Source organism: Anaerotruncus rubiinfantis (assembly GCF_900078395.1).
Lineage (GTDB): Bacteria > Bacillota > Clostridia > Oscillospirales > Ruminococcaceae > Anaerotruncus > Anaerotruncus rubiinfantis.
Window position 1 is genome coordinate 31,433 of record NZ_FKLA01000006.1, and the last position, 18,095, is coordinate 49,527.

At 56.1% G+C, this 18,095-nt stretch carries 17 protein-coding genes; 1 reads left to right on the forward strand and 16 read right to left on the reverse strand.

Annotated elements, in window-relative coordinates; all coding sequences use genetic code 11:
- Nucleotides 1-11: 11 nt before the first annotated feature.
- From BN4275_RS00390 to BN4275_RS00465, 16 genes are all read right to left on the reverse strand, one after another.
- Nucleotides 12-971 carry a 5-oxoprolinase/urea amidolyase family protein gene (locus BN4275_RS00390; RefSeq protein WP_066452496.1) on the reverse strand — a complete coding sequence of 320 codons (960 nt, stop codon included), beginning with the start codon at nt 969-971 and terminating at the stop codon, nt 12-14.
- 17 nt (nt 972-988) lie between these two features.
- Nucleotides 989-1,963 carry a carboxyltransferase domain-containing protein gene (locus tag BN4275_RS00395; RefSeq protein WP_066452497.1) on the reverse strand — a complete coding sequence of 325 codons (975 nt, stop codon included), beginning with the start codon at nt 1,961-1,963 and terminating at the stop codon, nt 989-991.
- Nucleotides 1,964-2,054: 91 nt separating this feature from the next.
- Entirely contained in the window at nt 2,055-2,912 is an 858-nt protein-coding gene (locus BN4275_RS00400; RefSeq protein ID WP_199719762.1) for a cysteine hydrolase family protein, read from the reverse strand.
- 62 nt (nt 2,913-2,974) lie between these two features.
- A complete protein-coding gene (locus BN4275_RS00405; RefSeq protein WP_066452498.1) occupies nt 2,975-4,285 on the reverse strand; it encodes a uracil-xanthine permease family protein in 1,311 nt (436 codons plus the stop codon).
- Nucleotides 4,286-4,565: 280 nt separating this feature from the next.
- Nucleotides 4,566-6,122, reverse strand: a complete 1,557-nt coding sequence (locus BN4275_RS00410; RefSeq protein WP_066452499.1) for a PucR family transcriptional regulator — start codon at nt 6,120-6,122, stop codon at nt 4,566-4,568.
- Nucleotides 6,123-6,341: 219 nt separating this feature from the next.
- Nucleotides 6,342-7,268: a nucleoside hydrolase gene (locus tag BN4275_RS00415; RefSeq protein ID WP_066452500.1), complete on the reverse strand. Its 927-nt coding sequence runs from the start codon at nt 7,266-7,268 to the stop codon at nt 6,342-6,344.
- Between the two features lie 22 nt (nt 7,269-7,290).
- Nucleotides 7,291-8,574: a TRAP transporter large permease gene (locus tag BN4275_RS00420; protein WP_066452501.1), complete on the reverse strand. Its 1,284-nt coding sequence runs from the start codon at nt 8,572-8,574 to the stop codon at nt 7,291-7,293.
- Nucleotides 8,571-9,071, reverse strand: a complete 501-nt coding sequence (locus tag BN4275_RS00425; protein ID WP_066452502.1) for a TRAP transporter small permease — start codon at nt 9,069-9,071, stop codon at nt 8,571-8,573. The genes BN4275_RS00420 and BN4275_RS00425 overlap by 4 nt, the downstream gene beginning before the upstream one ends.
- A gap of 99 nt (nt 9,072-9,170) precedes the next feature.
- On the reverse strand, nt 9,171-10,253 hold the full coding sequence (locus BN4275_RS00430) for a C4-dicarboxylate TRAP transporter substrate-binding protein (protein WP_066452503.1): 1,083 nt from the start codon (nt 10,251-10,253) through the stop codon (nt 9,171-9,173).
- 77 nt (nt 10,254-10,330) lie between these two features.
- Nucleotides 10,331-11,656, reverse strand: coding sequence for an L-fucose/L-arabinose isomerase family protein (locus tag BN4275_RS00435; RefSeq protein WP_066452504.1), 1,326 nt, complete (start codon nt 11,654-11,656; stop codon nt 10,331-10,333).
- A 147-nt stretch (nt 11,657-11,803) separates the two neighbouring features.
- On the reverse strand, nt 11,804-12,211 hold the full coding sequence (gene tnpA, locus BN4275_RS00440; protein WP_242863522.1) for an IS200/IS605 family transposase: 408 nt from the start codon (nt 12,209-12,211) through the stop codon (nt 11,804-11,806).
- Between the two features lie 300 nt (nt 12,212-12,511).
- Complete coding sequence (locus BN4275_RS17445; RefSeq protein ID WP_066452505.1) at nt 12,512-12,706, reverse strand: alpha/beta hydrolase; 195 nt, start codon at nt 12,704-12,706, stop codon at nt 12,512-12,514.
- Entirely contained in the window at nt 12,703-13,203 is a 501-nt protein-coding gene (locus BN4275_RS00450) for an alpha/beta hydrolase fold domain-containing protein (RefSeq protein WP_066452506.1), read from the reverse strand. Before BN4275_RS00450 ends, BN4275_RS17445 begins: the two co-directional genes overlap by 4 nt.
- Nucleotides 13,203-14,627, reverse strand: a complete 1,425-nt coding sequence (locus BN4275_RS00455; protein WP_079987962.1) for a YjiH family protein — start codon at nt 14,625-14,627, stop codon at nt 13,203-13,205. Before BN4275_RS00455 ends, BN4275_RS00450 begins: the two co-directional genes overlap by 1 nt.
- Nucleotide 14,628: 1 nt before the next feature.
- On the reverse strand, nt 14,629-15,573 hold the full coding sequence (locus BN4275_RS00460) for an arginase family protein (RefSeq protein ID WP_066452507.1): 945 nt from the start codon (nt 15,571-15,573) through the stop codon (nt 14,629-14,631).
- A gap of 26 nt (nt 15,574-15,599) precedes the next feature.
- Nucleotides 15,600-16,559: an acetamidase/formamidase family protein gene (locus BN4275_RS00465; RefSeq protein WP_066452508.1), complete on the reverse strand. Its 960-nt coding sequence runs from the start codon at nt 16,557-16,559 to the stop codon at nt 15,600-15,602.
- A gap of 244 nt (nt 16,560-16,803) precedes the next feature.
- Between BN4275_RS00465 and BN4275_RS00470 the strand changes: the two genes are divergently transcribed.
- Complete coding sequence (locus BN4275_RS00470; protein ID WP_066452509.1) at nt 16,804-17,994, forward strand: DegT/DnrJ/EryC1/StrS family aminotransferase; 1,191 nt, start codon at nt 16,804-16,806, stop codon at nt 17,992-17,994.
- Nucleotides 17,995-18,095: the final 101 nt, after the last annotated feature.

Sequence of the window (18,095 nt, forward strand, 5' to 3'; positions counted from 1 at the left end):
GTTTCCCCCTTTCAGACAAGCGAGAGGATGGTTTCCATCTCACGCTGCAGTTCGATCGCTTCCCCTAGGGTCATCTTGCGAAAATGGATGACATCCCCGGGCTTGACCTGCCCGACCTTCCACAGTTCGGCGGTCGGCACGGTGCAAAACGAGATGAAACCGCCGAGGCTCGGCCCGTCCACACCGATGATGATCGGGGTGTCGCCGGAAAAATTGACCGTCCCAATCGCATAGGTATAATCGTGCATATTCGAAGGATGCCGGCCGCCTTCCCCGCCGTCGGCGCGCGCGAAAACCGGTTTCGGGCCTTCCAGGCGGATTCCCAGGCGGTTGGCGTTGTAATTCACATGGTAATCCGATGAGAAGAACAGGTCCGCGCTTTCTTCGGTGAAGAAATCCGGACAGCCATGCGGCCCGGGCAGCGCGCCGATCTCCCACCGGCTGGTATATTGGGGCATGCAGGAGACGTTGAAGGCATTTTTGCGCGATTTCACCGGCTTTCCGGTAAAAATCTCCAGCATATCGCCCTTTTTCAACGGCCGGCCTTCAAAGCCGCCGAATTTTCCATATGCAAAGGTCGAGCGGCTGCCGAGGTATTCCGGCACGTCGATCCCGCCGCGGATTGCCAGATACGCGCGGAACCCTCCGCCAATCACCCGGCCGATCTTGATCCGCGCACCTTTGGGCACCTCGACCGGCGTCCACCAGGGAAGCTCCTCCTGATCCATCGTCGCGGCAAATTTCGCGCCGCCCAGCACGATCACCGCCGGGTCGTGAAACAAAAGGGTCGGTCCCATGCCGGTGATTTCCAGCCCGGCATCCCCGTCCTCATTTCCCGCGAGACGGTTCGCAAGCCGAAACGCAAACGGGTCCATCGGCCCGGAGGGTGGGATCCCGATATTCCAATAACCGATCCGTCCCGGGTAATCCTGAACAGTCAGGCCAAGGCCGCCGTCAATAATCTCAATCATCTAACCCGCTCCCCTTCCTAATAGCCCTGTGTCGCAAGGCCGATTGATTCCGCCTGCCGGCGTCTAAATGCCAGCGCCTGCGGTTCCACCTGCCGGCAGAATTCCTCATAGGCGCCAATCTCAAATTCCCCGTCTGCAATCTCAAATTGATAGGTGTTGTTATGCACCCCCGCCCCCATACGGTCGAGTTCCTCCTCGCTCACAGCGACAAACTGAACCCGGTCGAACGGCCGCAGCAGCCACGGAGCCTCCCGGAAAGCGTCGTTTAATTGCCAGGTGTCCCAGAACGGGACGGTGCGGCCGATGAGCTGGTAACCTCCCGGGGATTCCATCGGATAGATGCACATGAACGCGCCGCCGATGCCGACCGCGCCTTCTGGCGTCATCGTCCGGGCGGGATTATATTTCGGCGCGCTCATCCGGTAGCGCGGGTCGAGCGGCACCGCGCAGGGCGCGCCGAGATAGACATCTCCCAGGCCGATCACCAGATGCTCGGTGGCGAGGAAGTATTCCTGCACCTTTTCAACCCCATCGAGCCCGTTGCAGCGCGCAACAAACTCCATATTGTCGGGCAGGTACGGCGCTTCGGCGCGTACCGACTCCATATATTTACGGACGTAGGCCAGACATTTTTCATCGTGAAACGCGATCGGCAATTTCACCAGCCGGGAAGGAACCGGCTGATCCTCATATGCCGCGATGCTCTTTTCCGCCATGCGGATGACCTCCACCAGCCGGTTCAGAGGCAGCGTGAGGCTGTCGTAATAGATGAGCATTGACCGCACACCCGGCGAGAGCTCCCGGATTCCCGCGACCTGCATCTGCCGGATGATTTTTTCCAGCCAGTAGAGACGCACCCGGTAGCCTACATCCAGTTTCATCTCGCCGTATTCCACCAGCACATAGTCGTTTCCGGACATCCGGATGACAACCTTCCGGTCCGGGGTGTTTTCATTGAGGACACATATGACCGCCTCTGATTTGATTCCCAAGCAAAGTACCCCTTTCTTAAAACGGGACGCATTCGGACGGATGTCTGAATGCGTCCCGCAAATTTTATGCAGGCGCCGCGGACAGCGCGGATTACTTGAGACCCGCCGCTTTGACCGCTTCGATAAAACGTTTGGAATCGGTCACGTTTCCAAATACGCCGCCCTGCATCTTGACCGATTTGATCGCCGCCTCATGGTTGCCCATATCGGTCGCGCCGGTGCCGTCTTTCATCAGGACACACCAGTAGCCGTAATCGTTCGCTTCGCGCATGATCGTATGTACGCATACGTCGGTGGTGATGCCGCAGATGACGATGTGAGTGATGCCCAGGTTCTTGAGGACCATGTGGATGGTGCTCGAACCGAAGGCGCCCTTCCCGGCCTTGTCGATGATCATTTCGCCCGGGATGGGGTAAACCTTTTCGTGCAGGTCCCAGTTCGGCTCGCCGCGCACCAGCAGCCGTCCGAGGCCGTTTTCCGGCACGTCGCCGATGCCAACGCCTTCACCGATGATCTTACTGCGCAGGACCTTGTTGAACGGGGCGTCCGAAAGATCGGGTTCATGGCCCTCGCGGGTGTGGATCACCTTGATATCGGTGCCGCGCACCGCCTCGAGCGCGTTGGCGATCGGCTCCAGGGCCCGCGCGGTGTTGTTGAGGTCGTACCCCATGACATCCACATAGCCTTTTTTGCCGCAGAAATCGGTCTGCATATCAACCGCGATGAAGGCGGTACGCGCCGAATCCATCTCGACATAGGCCGTGTCTCCGAAATTCGGGCAGTCCTCGACCTCGACCTTGATCAGCTTGCCGATCGGCGCGCCATAGAGCCACTGCGGGAACTCAAAGGTTTTTGTCTCTTTGAAGCGCTCATACGCCTCCTGCACCTTCGCCAGTTTCTTGTCGCGGTTCACGCTGTAAAGGGGCTCGTATTTTCTCAGTTCTGCCATGCTTCTTACCTCCTAGATTTCATATATGGGTGAATAATGTTTGACCGTATTTTGCGGGGCGTTCAGGCTTTTGCTTTCTCGCGGAAGATGATCTGCTCCATGATGACCACCAGGATGATGACCATGATGACCGGGTTCTTGAAAAGGGTGCCGACCAGCCGCGGGACGGTTGCGAAGAAAGTCTCGGGCAAAAAGTTGAGCCCAAACGCAAGGAACACCGAAAATCCGACGATGAAAATTTCCCTCGTCTCAAACTTGGGACCTTTGGCCCAGTTGTCCGCGCCGATGCCAATGAGGGTGCAGGCGACGCCCAGCAGCACCGCGCCCGCGACCGCTTCCGGCATTGCCGCCATCAGCCCGCCGACATTTCCAAAGAAGGAGAGCACGATGAATGCGATGCTCGCGACGATCAGGAAAAAGCGGGAGGCCACCCTGGTCAGCAGCACGAAGCCGAGGTTTTCGCCGTAGGAAGTGTTGCTAGGGACCCCGAAGATCGAGGCCACAACCCCTTCCACCAGCCCAAAGGCGGTGAAATAGCGGCGCTCGTCCTTGGGCTCCATTTTACGGCCGATGATTCCCGTATAACCCTGCACATTGCCATAGAGGTTGATGGCCGAGAAGATGTTGACGATCACCATCGTGATGATGAGGTCAACCGGCGGCATGCTCAGGCCGTAGGGGAAAATCTGCGGAAGGGTAAAGGTGGGCATCGACGAGACAAGCGCCCAGTCGAATTTTCCCATTGCGATGAACACCACATAGCCGAGCACGATTGTGATGAGCACCGGGATCGAAGCGATCATCCCCTTGCCGCGCAGCGACAGATAGCCGCAGATGAGCGCGAGCAGGATACCGATGAAGAAGGGAGCGGTCGCGTTCTGGCTGGCGATCAGCCCGACTCCGGTGGTGCTGGTGGTGAGTCCCACCATCATGATCATCGCGCCGGACACAAGCGGCGTCCAGACGCTGCCAATCTTGCTGATGAGCCCCGTGGCCCCCAGAATGGCGACGATGATACCCGCGATGATATAGGCGTTGAAAGACTGTAACGCATACTCTTTGCCGCCCACCGAGAAAGCCGCAACGATGGCAAGCGACGGGATGATGTTCGGTCCGCAGACCATCGAGAGCTTGTGACCTGCGCAAACCTGGACGAGGGTGGAAATTCCGATGATGAAGACGACGCGCACCATATACATGCCCATCTCTTCCCCTGTCATGCCGAGGCCCTTGCCTACAACCGAGTAACCCCACACGACCGGGTAGAACATGATCATGATCCACTGCAGCGAATAGATGATCGCGTCCTTGGTTGAGCGCGGCTTCTCCTCCGGCTCGTAGACAAGCTGGATTGTGCTTTGGGTTTTTACCATGATTTTCCTCCTCTCACATGCCTGATGTAAATAATTCTGTAATCATAGTTTAACAAATCGGTAATAATTGACCATTTCTGCTCCAGATAAAAAAAGATCCATTCCTTATCCTGATCAGATAAATTACAGATTTATTATAAAAATATTATCCACATTTTGTAATTTATTTATCTATATTCATGACAAATCTACAAAAATACACTTTCCCCGGACGCAAAGCGCCCGTGAAAAGTGTATCCATAAATTTCCTATTCCTGCCGCATTTCTGCAGCCGCTTTCATCAGGATTCCTGTTCCCCAAGCCGTCCTTTCCAGCGCAGGCTGTTCAGCCGGTAAAGCCTGAGCGCGATCAGCAGCCGAACCCGCTTGCTCGTCCCGTCCAGCTCCTCCCCTAGGATCTGTTCGATACGGCTTCTGCGGTACGCAAGCGTTTTGGGATGCAGGAACATCCGCTTTGCGATGGCCGTATCGCTGTCCCCGGTAAGCAGCTCCTCCAGCGTCAGCAGGAGTTGTTTTTTCTTGCGCCGGTCATAGGCGATCAGCGCGCCCAGTTCCCCCTCTACAAACTCCACCAGCTCCTCGTCAAGCGGCAGATGCGAAAGCAGCGATTCCACCGCCAGGTTTTCATAGAGATAAACCCCGCCGCGGCCGAAGATCTGCGCCCCGATATCCAGCGCTTTCTGCGCTTCCAGAAAACCCGCATTGATCCGGCCCGCCTTTTTGGCGCGGCGCCCGATACCAACGCTCAGGGGAATGTCCGGCATCATCCGGCTGATTTCGGCCAGGAGCTTTTGATAGAGGCCAGCCAGAGCCGCCGGGCCATGCTGTTCCGAAAAATATAGATGCACCATGCAGCCCTGCATTTTCGTGATAACCGGCCACACGCCCCGCGTTCCCACCGCCTCCTCAAGCGCCTGAGTGACTGCATGAGCAAGCAGGTCGTAGGATTCCCCCTGCAGCCGTCCGGCGCGCAGGACACAGACGGTGCACGGGCTGGCAAGGTCGACGCCGAGCGAACTGATATACTCCATGTTTTTCGGGGAGAGAACCATCCGGCCCAGGAGCAGGTCATTGAGTGATTCCTCCCGCTTCTGGATGTGCGCCCGCAGTGAAATCTGAAAAAGGATCATGATGATCGACGGAATCGCCGAGTCGATCAGTTCAAGATCCGCGCGGCTGACCGTCCTGCGCCAAAGGTTCAAGGTGATCACCGCATAGAGCCGGCCGTCAAAGGTCACCTGTTTTTCATAACTGACGGAGCCGGGCACGCCCGGTTTGACCGATCGCCCCGCGGACTGCGCGAGCACCCTCCCTTCGGGGCTTTTGATCACCACTTCCCCGCCGCACCAGCCGGCAAGCGCCTGGGCGACCTCTTCAAGCGTTCCGCCCCCCACCGCAATCTCCTGCAGGCGTTTTGACAGGTCTCCCGATGTTTTGATTTCAACATAGTCCTCTTCGATGATATGCGAAAACGCCTCGAGGATCACACGGTCGAACTGGACGTTTGAGGGCAGGGAGATAACCGGAAAATCCAGACGGTCCGCAATTTCAAGGACCGGCGCCGGCAGGCACTTGATAAAACGGCTGAGCTTGATTGCCAGGCCGCTGACATTTTTCCGGCAAAGCTGTTCGATCAGTGTGCCCAACGCGGAAGGGTCGTCCTTAAACGGATAAGCCGTGGTCAGGATCAGCTCATTTTCCGTTACCCAGTTGGAGATGTCCGGTACCTCCATCACATTTACAAGATGTACTTCCCGGCTCAGCCCGCGGTGGCCAGCGAGCACCTCTGCGCCCGCAAAGCATTCCAGCGTCAAAATCCGGCTCATGTCAAATCCCATGCTTCTCTCCTCCCTCCAATTTCGATTATACAGGATCCTAGATACAAAGCAACTCGTATTTTGCCTGCTTTTTAAAGCGCGGGCCTGTTCCCCCCCTCGTAAATCTCCTCCCATCAGCCGCTTGAACCCCCGCAAAGCGCACCAATTCAAAAGGCCCGGGGACCGCTTCACAGCGGTTCCCCGGGCCCTTTGCTTTTTAAATATCCCGTGGGGGCCGGATCAATAGATCATTTCCCCGGGCTCTTCGATGAAGAGCTGCAGCTTCGCGTAGAGATCCTCCAGCACGAAACGGCTGTCAATCCGGCGGTAAACCCGGATCATATGCTCGCTTTTCGAGGGCTGATAGGTCATATCCGGCGCTATATGCGGCGCTGGAACCAGATCGTAATCGTTCGGATGCTCATTGAGCATCAGCCCAACGACCGGCGAGTCACCCAGATACCAGCATTCGCCGGTGCGCAGCGAACTGCGTTTGCCAAAATAGGTCTGTCCCCATTCGACCATCTGGGTGAACAGGTAATCCCCAATCGCCCCATGCGGCTTCACCCGCACCCGCAGTTCGGCCAGTGACACCAGCATCTGCTGATAAACATCCTCCGGCACCTGCCACAGGTCAAGCCCCGCGTCCATCACCACATTTGCGGCATGCAGGTCGTTTTTGAGGTTGTACTCCATACCGCCCTTCGGATAACGTCCGCCACCGATCCAGATGGCGGTGAAGCGCCCCACAATCTCGGGACAGAGCAGGCAGGCGCTTGCAAGGTCGGTCAGCGGGCCCAGCACGGTGACATAAAACGGTCTGGCGTCCTCCCGCAGCGCTTCTTCGATGATAAGCCGTGCGCCTTCCGAAGGGACCGGCGTCTGTTCGTCCGGCAGGGCGTGCTCCGCGCCTTTGCGCAGGATCTGTGGTTCCAACCCCATCAGCCCAAAGAGCTTTTCCACTTCGTGATAGCTGTCCAGCATGCTCGCGACGGATTTCTCCTGCCCAAAATGGGCGGCGACGATCCCGCGGTTGTCGAACCGCGGGCTCAGGAGGGTCTGCACAATGGCATATTGGTCATCCGCCTCATTTTTGGCGTCGGTGCTGGTGATGACGCGGATCATTTTTTCCGGGGGCACGGGAAAACCCGGCTGTTTATAAATCATGGTCCTTCCTCACTTTCCCGGCTTAATAGATCAGATTGACAAAGAAGAGCGACAGCGGCTCCACAAAGATGAGCAGCAGCAGGCAGATGATTGCCATGATATAAAACGGGATCGCCTCTATGACAAAGTCCTTGATCTTGCACTTTGTAATACCGCAGGTCACAAACATGACCGTGCCGAGCGGCGGAGACAGGCAGCCGATGCCGAGGTTAAAGGCAAAGGCAATCGCAAAGTGGATTGGGTCGATGCCCATCGAAACCGCGATCGGCGCGAGCAGCGGGACCAGAATCAGCTGGATGGCCGTGCCTTCCATGAACATGCCCATGATAAGCAGCAGGAAGTTGACGATCAGCATGAATACATATTTGTTGGAGATGGCGCCCAGGACCACATTCGCCAAAAACTGCGGGACTCCTTCCTTGGTCAGAACCCATCCGAACGAGGAGGCCGTGCTGACGATGAGCAGGATGCCCGCCGTGGTGATGACCGTCTCCTTCATAACCTTGAAAATGATCCTGGCGTTCAGCTCCCGGTAAACAATTCCCAGGATGAACGAATAGAGGATTGCCACCGAACCGGCTTCGGTCGCGGTGCAGATGCCGCAGCGGATGCTTCCGATGATGATGACCGGCATACATAACGGAGCGGCCGCTTTCTTGAACGCCTCCCAAAACGCACCCTTCGGCAGCGGCTCGGTCGCGGGGGGCTGGTAGCCGCGCTTTTTGGAAATGATGGTCACGAGAATCATCATCGAAAGGCACAGGAGCAGCCCGGGGCTGATTCCCGCCACAAACAGCTTTCCAATCGAGATGTTCGCAAGCGAACCATAGATGATAAGCCCGATCGAGGGCGGGATGAGCGGCGTGATGATCGAAGAGGTCGCCGTGACGACCGAAGAAAACGCGTTCGAAAATCCCGCCTTTTCCATCTCCGGAACGAGCATTTTGGCCTCCATCGCGGCGTCCGCCAGGTTCGAGCCGGACATGCCGCCCATCAGGGTGGAAAGCAGGACGTTCACCTGCGCAAGGCCGCCGTACATCCTGCGGGTGAGCACCACGCAGAAGTCCATGACGCGTTTGGTGATACCGGAATAGTTCATGACAATACCGGCGCAGACAAAAAATGGAATCGCCAAAAGCGGGATGCTCTCCACCCCTGAGATCATCCGCTGCGCGATGATCTGGGTCGGCACGGTCGTATTCATGGCAAAATAGAACGCCACGCCCGAGATGATCGAAGCGAAGACCGGGACGCTGAGCAGGAGCAGGGTCAGCATGATCACAAGGCAGCCAACAACGATATTCATGTGTCCTCCTCCTCATCCGAGAATATCTGCGGCGCAAACCGCATGCCCGCGAAATTGATCAGCATCAGCAGGCAGGAGATCGGCATGGCCGAATAGATTGCCGCGCTGGGGATTTTCAGGGTGTCCGTACGGCGGTTCATCGCAAGCATCTGTAAGAAGAGCTTGTAACCATTGAACAGTAAAAACAGCAATACCACCGTCACAGCAATATAGACAAACCAGGTGATTGCCTTACGCTGCTTCGGGCCCATCATATCCACAAAGACGTCCACCGACACGTGGCCGCCGTTGCGGATGGCCGCGCTTGCGCCAAAAAACAGGATCCATATAAAGCAGGCCAGCTGGACCTCCTCCACCCAGACAAGCGGGGAGTTCAGGAAATAACGGAACAGCACACCTGCAAAGGTGATGAGGATCAGAACTGTCGCCGCGGCAATCGCGATGAAAAGATCGATGTTTAAAATAGCCTTTAGAATCTTAACCTTTTGCGTCTTCATTTGTTCACCTTCTTATGGCAGGATGTGTTGGCTGGTCTCACAGCCGGCGGCAGCACTCCGGGGCTCCGGAGTACTGCCACCGTGGTATTCGGTTATTCTTTAGCCATTGATGATCCCCATGACAGTGTCATAAAGGCCCGGGCTCACGGTTTTTGCAATTTCCGAGGACTGGAACAGTTCCTTCATCGGCGCCAGGAATTCGGCTTTCTCTGCGTCGGTGAGCTCGATGATTTCAACGCCTTCTGCCTTGAATTTCTCGATCATCTCCGCATCCGAGGCCAGCGCGAGGTCATTGTTGAAAAGGCCGGCTTCTTCAGCGGTCTCACAGAGCCACTGCTGCTGCTCCGGTGTGAGGGAGTTATAGAAGGTGGTGCCGCAGAACCAGGTGGTGGTGGCCTTCGAATGGCCGTCCAGGGTCAGGTATTTCGCAACTTCCTGATATTTTCCGTTATACAGGACCGAAAGCGGATTCTCCAGCGCGTCGATGACGCCCTGCTGCAGAGCGGTGTAAACCTCGCCCAGGTTCATCGAAACCGAGCTCGCGTCCATCAGCTGGAACGCAACCACATGCATATTGGCGGTTGGGACGCGGATCTTGAGGCCCTTCATATCAGCCAACGAACGAACCGGTTTGGTTGAGAGGATATGACGTTCGCCATAGATCCAGTTGGCGGCCAGGATTTTCAGGCCGACCTTTTCTTCGAGCTGTTTGGACTGCTCTGCAAACCAGTCGGAATCGACCAGTTTCCAGACCTGATCCCAGGTGTCAAACACGCCGTATGCAACCGAGATCGAGAAATCCGGCACGCCGCGGTCGGCAAACATGCCGCCGTCGCCCAGCGTGATGACCGAGTCGCCCGCGATCATCTGGTCAACCAGATCGTTTTTGCTGCCGAGCTGGCTGGAGGGATAGAGTTCCACCTTCATGGTGCCGCCGCTTCTTTCTTCGAGCAGGCGTTTCCACTCGTTGGCCGCGAGGTCGATCGTTTCACCGGGATTGTTCTCGTAGCCGATCGAAAGGGTCACTTCCGGGGCGGCCGGGGCCGCTTCGGAGGATGCAGCCGGAGCTGCCGGTGCGGCCGGAGCCGCGCTGCTGGAAGGCGCAGCGTCCGAGCCGCCGCATCCCACGATCAGGGTTACCAACATCAATGCTGACAATAAAATGGCAAGCGTTTTTTTCATTGTGTTCTTCTCCTTCTCTTATATGGTTCTGTTTCTATCTCATCTGCCGCGCAGCGAGAAACCGTTTCAAAGCCGCCCTATGCCCGATGGCGGTAGACCTGGACGCCAAGATAATTTTCGAGCGCCTCCTGCAGGATGTCCGCCACATGCCCGCGCACAAAGCAGACATGATGCTCGAATCCGTTCTTGCAGATGTATTTCATAAGCTCCTGCAGTCCCGGCACATGACAATTTGCAAGGCCGCCCTTGGTCTGCAGCGGTTCGCCGGTGAAGTCCCCTTCCCCGACATATGCCTTCGCAATCCCCTGCTGATCATCGGTGGTGATCCGCAGGTAGGTCATCGGACCGGGCGCGACCTGTGCCTTGCAGGCGCCGAAGCACCGGTCTTTTCCAAGCGTGCTGCCCAGCACGTCCAGACATTCGATCTCCATCTCCTCGTTTTGGAAAAAGGATTTCGGGAAATTCGAGCAGTGCAGCGAAATACAGCGGTCGCGTTCCTCGCGGACATTGTTGTTCCAATCCATAAGCGCCGGGGCGCTTCCCGCCGCGAGATAGGCCGCCAGCATGCTCACAGCGCCGGTCACATCGCTTTCACAGGCGCTCGGCCTGCCCGCTTCGCCCATCATGCTCATCGCAAGGCAGGTGGCGCAGCCGTAGTTGTTTTCCACGCTGTCCCAGCACTGTACGGTGCTCGCCTGGCAGTCGAGCGAAGCGACACGCGCCTCAATCGCAAGGCAGAGCTTTGCCTGCCGGGTAATCTTTTCATTCGCAATGGAGTCCGGAATTTTCCCATAGGCGCGGATCGCGGCTTCCTTTTCCCGAACCGCTTCGCCGTCCGGCCAGTTGATCGCGTCAAAGAGGATCTCCGACATGTCCACCGTCTGCACGCTCACGCCAAGCCGCTGCAGGATTTTTTCGGAGAACCGCACCGTGTTAAACGCCACCGGCCTTGCGCCGAGCATGGCGATGCGCGAACCTCTCAAGCCGGTCACAACCCGGCAGACTGCCGCGAAACGTTCCAGGTCCTCCCGGAAAGCGGGGCTGTCAATTTTGCAGGTGTGGGTGGTGGTTTCGGTATAGCGGATGCCACGCTGGTAGAGGTTGTTGCAAAGCGAAATCTTTCCGCAGAAAGCGTCCCGGCGGTTGGCCATGTCGAGCTTGTCAAAATCGTCGTCGCATGCCTGCACCAGTACTGGAACGCCGAGCCCTGCCAGGTCGATCGCCTCCGCCACGCCGAGCTCCTCTCCAAAATTCGGCAGCACCGCGATGATACCGCTGATTTCGTCCGCGTGCTTTTTGAAGAGCGAGGCACAGGTTTTTGCCTCTTCATAAGTGAGCACCGCGCCGAGGTGGGTGTCCTGCTCGGAAACCATCACATACCCGTAGCCAAGGTCGTCAAGCAATTGCGTGATCTGCGCGCGCGCATAGAGTCCGCTCTGAAAAAATAATAATCCCCCGGCATAGCCGGGGGTATTTCATATGCGGGCAAAGCCCTATGATGCCAGCCGCACCTTAAGGTGCATATACGGTCTGCCATTTGCATGAGATTATTATCTACTACCCGTAAACGGGTCGTTATATTCTTTGAGTGTCATCTGGTCTTCAACTTGATCTTCTTTAAGTTGATTTTGTATGTACTCTGCTATTCTTGCGGCATTCTTACCGGCTGTATCAACGTAATACCCTCTACGCCAAAATGTTCTATTCCCATACTTATACTTCAAATTGGCATGCCGCTCGAATATGATTAAGCTGCTTTTACCTTTGAGGAACCCTACAAACCCCGCTACACTCATTTTGGGTGGTATTTCTATCAGCATGTGTATGTGGTCGAGGCATACCTCTGCTTCTATAATGTTAATTTCTTTCCATCTGCATAATTCTCGCAATATCTTCCCTATCTCAGCTCTATTCTCTCCATAGAACGCCTTCCTACGATACTTTGGCGCAAACACTATATGCTATTTGCAGTTCCACTTTGTATGTGCTAAACTATTCGTGTCCTTCATTGGACTTCCTCCTTTTGATATTTTGACTTGCAGTTGGCAGACCGCAGTTTCATTATATCAAAAGGAGTTCTTTTTTCTCGCCCCTCGCTAAAGCTTTTTCTCTACCACCGGCACAGCCGGTGGTTTCTCTACAACGAAAGGGCGGGCCGGGCAATCAGCCCGGCCCGCCCTTATATTCGGCTTTTTTCAGTTTCCGCCCCCAAATCCCGGGGGCTTTCTGATTTTCCAGAATATGGTGGATGGCATTATTCAATCCGTACCGCGAATCGCGGCGCAGACCTCGTCAAGGCAGTCCTGTGCGTGAGGCGCTATCCCCAGCATCTCTGCAAAAGCGTGAGGGACACCTTTATAGAGGAGCAGCCGAGACGCCACTCCCGCATCCGCAAGCTTCCGCGCAAAAAGCGCATCCTCCGGACACAGGTAGTCGTACTCCGCGCAGATCATCGTGAGCGGAGGCAACCCATGAAAGTCCGCCGCCAGAAGCGGGGACACGCCGGGAAGGGGTTCTCCGGAGCGAGCCGGTAATCGGGCGCTATCACGGTGCAACGGGCTTTCGCTGCAACGTATTTGCAAAGATTGTCATAAAGCTCGGCGGAGCCCGCCAAAAAGCCGCCGCCATGCAGAAAAAGCGCGGGCGGCGGCCGTAACAGGCCGCCGCAGCGGTAAACGCTCAGGGGGATTTCATCTTTAGCGGAGTGCAGAATCCGCCTGTCCACCCGCACCCCGTCCGACAGATCCCTGCTTGGGAAACCCATCTGCGCGCGCAGGGCTTCGATATCCCCTTCAGCGAGCCGGTCAGGGTCCGCCGGATAAACGAGCTCCGGCGCTTTCCTGCAGATGGGATAGACCGACGGGTCAAGCGTCCCGCGCCGATGTCCGGGGCTCTGCCGGATGATCGAAACAAGCCCGTTTGGCAGAACTTCTTCTCGGATGGTTTCCATCACGCGGTCAGCAGGTGCGCCGCGATCATCGCGAACGGCAGGGTGATGATGGTCCGCTCGAGGAAGATGATCACAAGCTGCTTAAAGTTGATCGAAAGCGAGGATTTCATCAGAAGCGCGCCAGTTTCCGACATATAAATGAGCTGGTTCAAAGAAACGATCGCGATGACAATGCGGGAATATTCAGAAGTTACCGTCGCGCCGCCCACGACAGCCGCCATCAGCTGATCCGGAAAACCGATCAGAAAGGTCGGCGCAACCGCCGCGGCTTCCGGAATCTGCAGAAGGTTCAGAAGCGGGACAAAAGGATATGAAAGGATATCAAACACCGGCGTGTACTCCGCCAGAATGAGCGCGATGGTGGCCAGCGCCATGATGACCGGGGTCAGCCCGATCCAGATGTCGGCGGTGTTCTTCAGGCAGAGCCTGGCGAGCGGACCCGCAGACTTGACCGATTGCGCTTTTGCCAGGCCTCGGTTCATTGCGAACGAAAAACGCGAGGTATTTGCCGGGAGCTGCTGCGGAACCGCATTGCAGACGCCTTTATAATAGGTGTCCTTTTTGGTACCGAGCGGGTAGATACGCGCGCAGATGATTGCGCAGGCAACGCCGGCGATGCAGACGGTGCCGTAAATCGGGAAGAAATAATGCTTCAGATGCAGATTTTGGATGTGTACGAGCACCGCCGATATGCCCACCAGCGAGAAGCAGGTGGACACGACACTCGCTTCGCGGTCGGTATAGTAGCCGTCCTCATACTGGCCGACGGTAATCATGACCGCGACCGGCGGCGCCGCGAGCCAGGAGGCGATGCAGTCGAGCGCCGAACGGCCCGGCAGCTTGAATACCGGACGCATGATCTTTTCCGCCATGACGCCGCAGAACTCCATGAAACCGAAGTCGGTGAGGAATACGATCAGCCAGGTGCACAGGGTGATCAGACCGCCGAGCCAGACGACCATATTGTAAGCAACGGTTCCGGTCAGTTCCCCGACGATGAATTCGGGCCCGACCTGCAAAAAGACCATGACAATGAAAATACCGCCCAGCGCACGGATGATGACCCAGAACCACTCGACGTCGAACAGGTCCTTCATCATCTTATGTTCCATGATGAATCTGGGCTTCGCAAGTTTGGCGAGCAGGCTCAGAATTGCGGAAACCGGGGTGATGGTGACACAGAGCCAGGCGATGACTGGCTCGATATAGACCATCAGCGAATCCGAAAGGATGCTGACGCCGATCGTCCAGTCCCCGTTCCATTTTATCGGGATCAAAAACAGCGCAAGGCCGGCAAATGAACAGAGAAGGAACTTTGTGTAGGCAGAAGGGGTGTTGACCCCCTCGATCATTGTTCCAACGGCGGGACAGACATCCGACGGGGCAGCTGGCTCAGATTTTACCGCAACATTTTTATCCTCCATTTTATCTCCTCCAATTTCCGCTGTTGGCCGCGTAATTATATATCATGAAATCATTGAAGAGCTTTGCCGCAAGGATGGCTGTGTGCTTATTGAAGTCGGTGGTCTGGTTCACCTCGGTGATTACAAATCCGGCCGCTTCCGGGGCGAGGATCTTGAGGAATTCCTGCAGGTCGTAGGAGGAATAGCCGCCCACCTCCGGGCCGGCTGAACCGGGCGCGACCGCCGCTTCAAAAACATCGATGTCCAGCGAGATGACGAATTTTTCCGTGTTCTTTTTGAGGATCGCAAGGGCTTCTTTGGCCGACTCAGCGATGCCGAGCTTATAGAAGGTCTGTGGGGTCATCACATGGGAACCGTGGTTCACAATGTAATCATAGAATTCCGGCTTCTCGTAGGCGCGGATGCCGAAGTGGATCACGTTGTCGCCGTTGACGCGCGGAAGCTTCATAATGTTGCCGCAGGGATGGCCGTGGGAGAGGTTGCCGTATTTGCGCAGGTCGTTGTAAAAGTCGCAGTGGGCATCCATATAGATGACGCCGATGTTTCCTTCGCAGGCGTTATGAACAGCGCGCACACTTGGGTAGTGGATCGAACAGTCCCCTCCCACCACAACCGGCGTAAAGCCCTCGGCAATGACCTTGGAGACATTCTCGGTGATCCTGTCATTGCTGTATTCCCAATCGGTAACGATGTAATCGTCGATATTACCAAAGTCCTTGATCATCATGTCGTTCAGATCCACCACACGGTTCGATTCGATGTCAAAGATCCGGTTATCCCGGACATATCCCCAGGCGAGCTGCATGGCCTCACGAACCGAGGCCGGACCGGTGCGCTGTCCAGATGGGCCGATGCAGCCGCCCTGGTCCCACTCGGTCCCGATAAAGCCATACTTATACTTTGCGTTTGCATCTGTGTTGAAATTGACGTCATAATTAGCCTGCATAAATAATTCCTCCCGTTATCATGAAGTTATTTTTCTTCGGTGAGATAGGCCAGGGCAATCCGGCACAGGCAGGAGAATTCACTGCCAACCCGGATCTCGCCCACAAGGTTCAGAAGCTGATACGCATCGAGCAGGTCAAAGCCGAAATGCTTTTCCATCACACGGGCGAGTTCAGCGTAGCCGTACTGCATCGCCATTGTGAGGTTCTGGGCGCCGAGCGGGACCAACACGCCAAGATAGGTTTCATCGAGCAGCTGCGGCCAGCTTTCGCAGGTTGACCGTCCACGCGGAAGAATGTTCACGCGCACCTCGACGACTGCCTGGCATTCGAGCGCGCAGCCGGTTATTTCCCCATCGCCCTGGCAGGCGTGCACATCTCCGAGCGAAAGCAGCGCGCCTTCGACGTTTACCGGCAGAAGCACCGTGCTGCCAGCCTTCACAGCCGGTATATCGATGTTCCCGCAGAAGTCCCTCCCCATCTTTCCAGAGGAGCAGCGGTCCTCCTTCGGCGCAACCCCAATGGTCCCAATGAAAGGGCTGGTCGGAATCTTGATCTCCCGCTTTTTGTCATGGCTTTTAAAATGGACAAAGCCATCCGCGATACGGCAGATCTTGGTCCGCGGCTCAAGCGGCGGCTGGAGGCTTCCGGCCGCATTTTGCAGTGCGCCCAGCCCCGAAAAGATCGCCGTGTAACCCTCCCCTCTCCAGTATCCGGGTTCAATTCGCAGAATCTCCACCGCGAGGGTGTCGCCGGGTTTCGCGCCTTCGATATAGACCGGGCCGCTCAGGGGGTTTGTGCCGCCGCCTTTTTCATACAGGACAGAAAAATCCTGATAGAGGTCGTTTTCCGTCCGGATGAGGCTCACATCCGCGTCCTCGGTTTCAAACCTGATCCGCTCCCCCGGCGACACGCGCAGCACAGCAGGAGCTTCCTTATCAAAGAGGAACTGCCGCGTCTGCAGCGGTACGGTTTTCATCTGATCCATGCAAAGACCTCCGTTTCCTTTTCCGACAGCTAACATGTTAAATGATTTATTTCATTATAAAATAGTCGTTTAGAAATGTCAAACAATAAATTTACGTGGAAATCGCTAAATTTCAGCGTGTTTTTTGTACGAGCAAAGAATTATATCCCCCATTGACTTTCCGTCTTATCTTGTTATAATGATTGCAACAACTAACATGTTACATAATTTGATCAAAGGCCATTTTGAATCAGGAGGAATTTACGTGGAAACATTGGCAATTAACGGCGGTCGCGCGGCTATCGATTACAAGCTGCCGACCATTATGAACAGTTCCGGGCGGGATTTCGGCGCGGAAGAAATGGAGCAGATCTCCGAAGTCATCGCGGCTGGCAATCTCGGCTTCATCGGGGGAACCAAGATCAAGGACTTTCAGAAGATGTGGGAGGAAAAATACGGCGTGGAGAAGGCGGTCTGCGTTTCCTCCGGTACCGCGGCCTTACACACCGCTATCAACTTTTTGAACCTGGGCGCCAACGACGAGGTCCTCATCCCCGCCATCACCGATATAGGCAGCGTGCTCGGCGTGATGCTACAGGGCGCGGAACCGGTTTTTGTCGACGTCGATCCCATCAGCCAAAATATCGACCCGGACGACATCGAACGCCACATCACGCCGCGCACCAAGGCGCTCATGGTGGTTCACCTCTATGGATATCCCTGCGACATGGATCGGATCATGCCGATTGTCAAAAAGCACAACCTTTTCCTCATAGAAGACTGCGCGCAGGCACACATCGCACGTTATAAAGGCAGGCTGGTCGGCACCTTCGGGGACGTCTCCTGCTTCTCGTTCCAGCAGTCGAAACACATGACCACCGGCGACGGCGGCATGGTGATGGCGCCGAAAGACGAGCTCTGCGGACGCAAGCTGGTTCACTGTCACGACAAGGCCTGGCCGCGTGAAGTGTACCGCGACCATCTCTTCCTCGCGCCCAACTACCACATGACCGACCTGCAGGCTGCAGTCGGCATTGCACAGTTCAACAAGCTGGAACGGCTGGTTGCGCAGCGCCGCGAATCGGCCCTGTATCTTTCCCGGCTGCTTTCGGACATCGACGGGCTTTACCCACCGGTCGACACTGAACTGGGAACCCAGACCTTTTTCGAATACGCGCTTGCATTCGATCCCGAAAAGTTCACCGCCGGAAATAAGGAGATGGCAGCCGCGCTCGTAGCCGAAGGGATGGCCTGTGCGCCGGGCTACCTGCCGCATCCGATTTATATGTATGATGTGGTGACTCACAACTATCATATGGAGCTGGGGATGTGCCCGAACGCGGTTGAAGCCTGCAAGCACATGCTGTTCATCCCCTGGAGTGAAAAGCATACCAAACAGCATGCGGAAGATATCTCAAAAGCGCTTCACAAGGTGCTCGGTTCCTATAAAAAGTAATTCGCAGCGCTAGCGCCGGAAATCTCTCCCGAAAAAAAAAAGGGGGGGGTGGACAGCATCTATCCAGCCCCCGTACTCAAACGGATAGCGTTCCTCCTCTG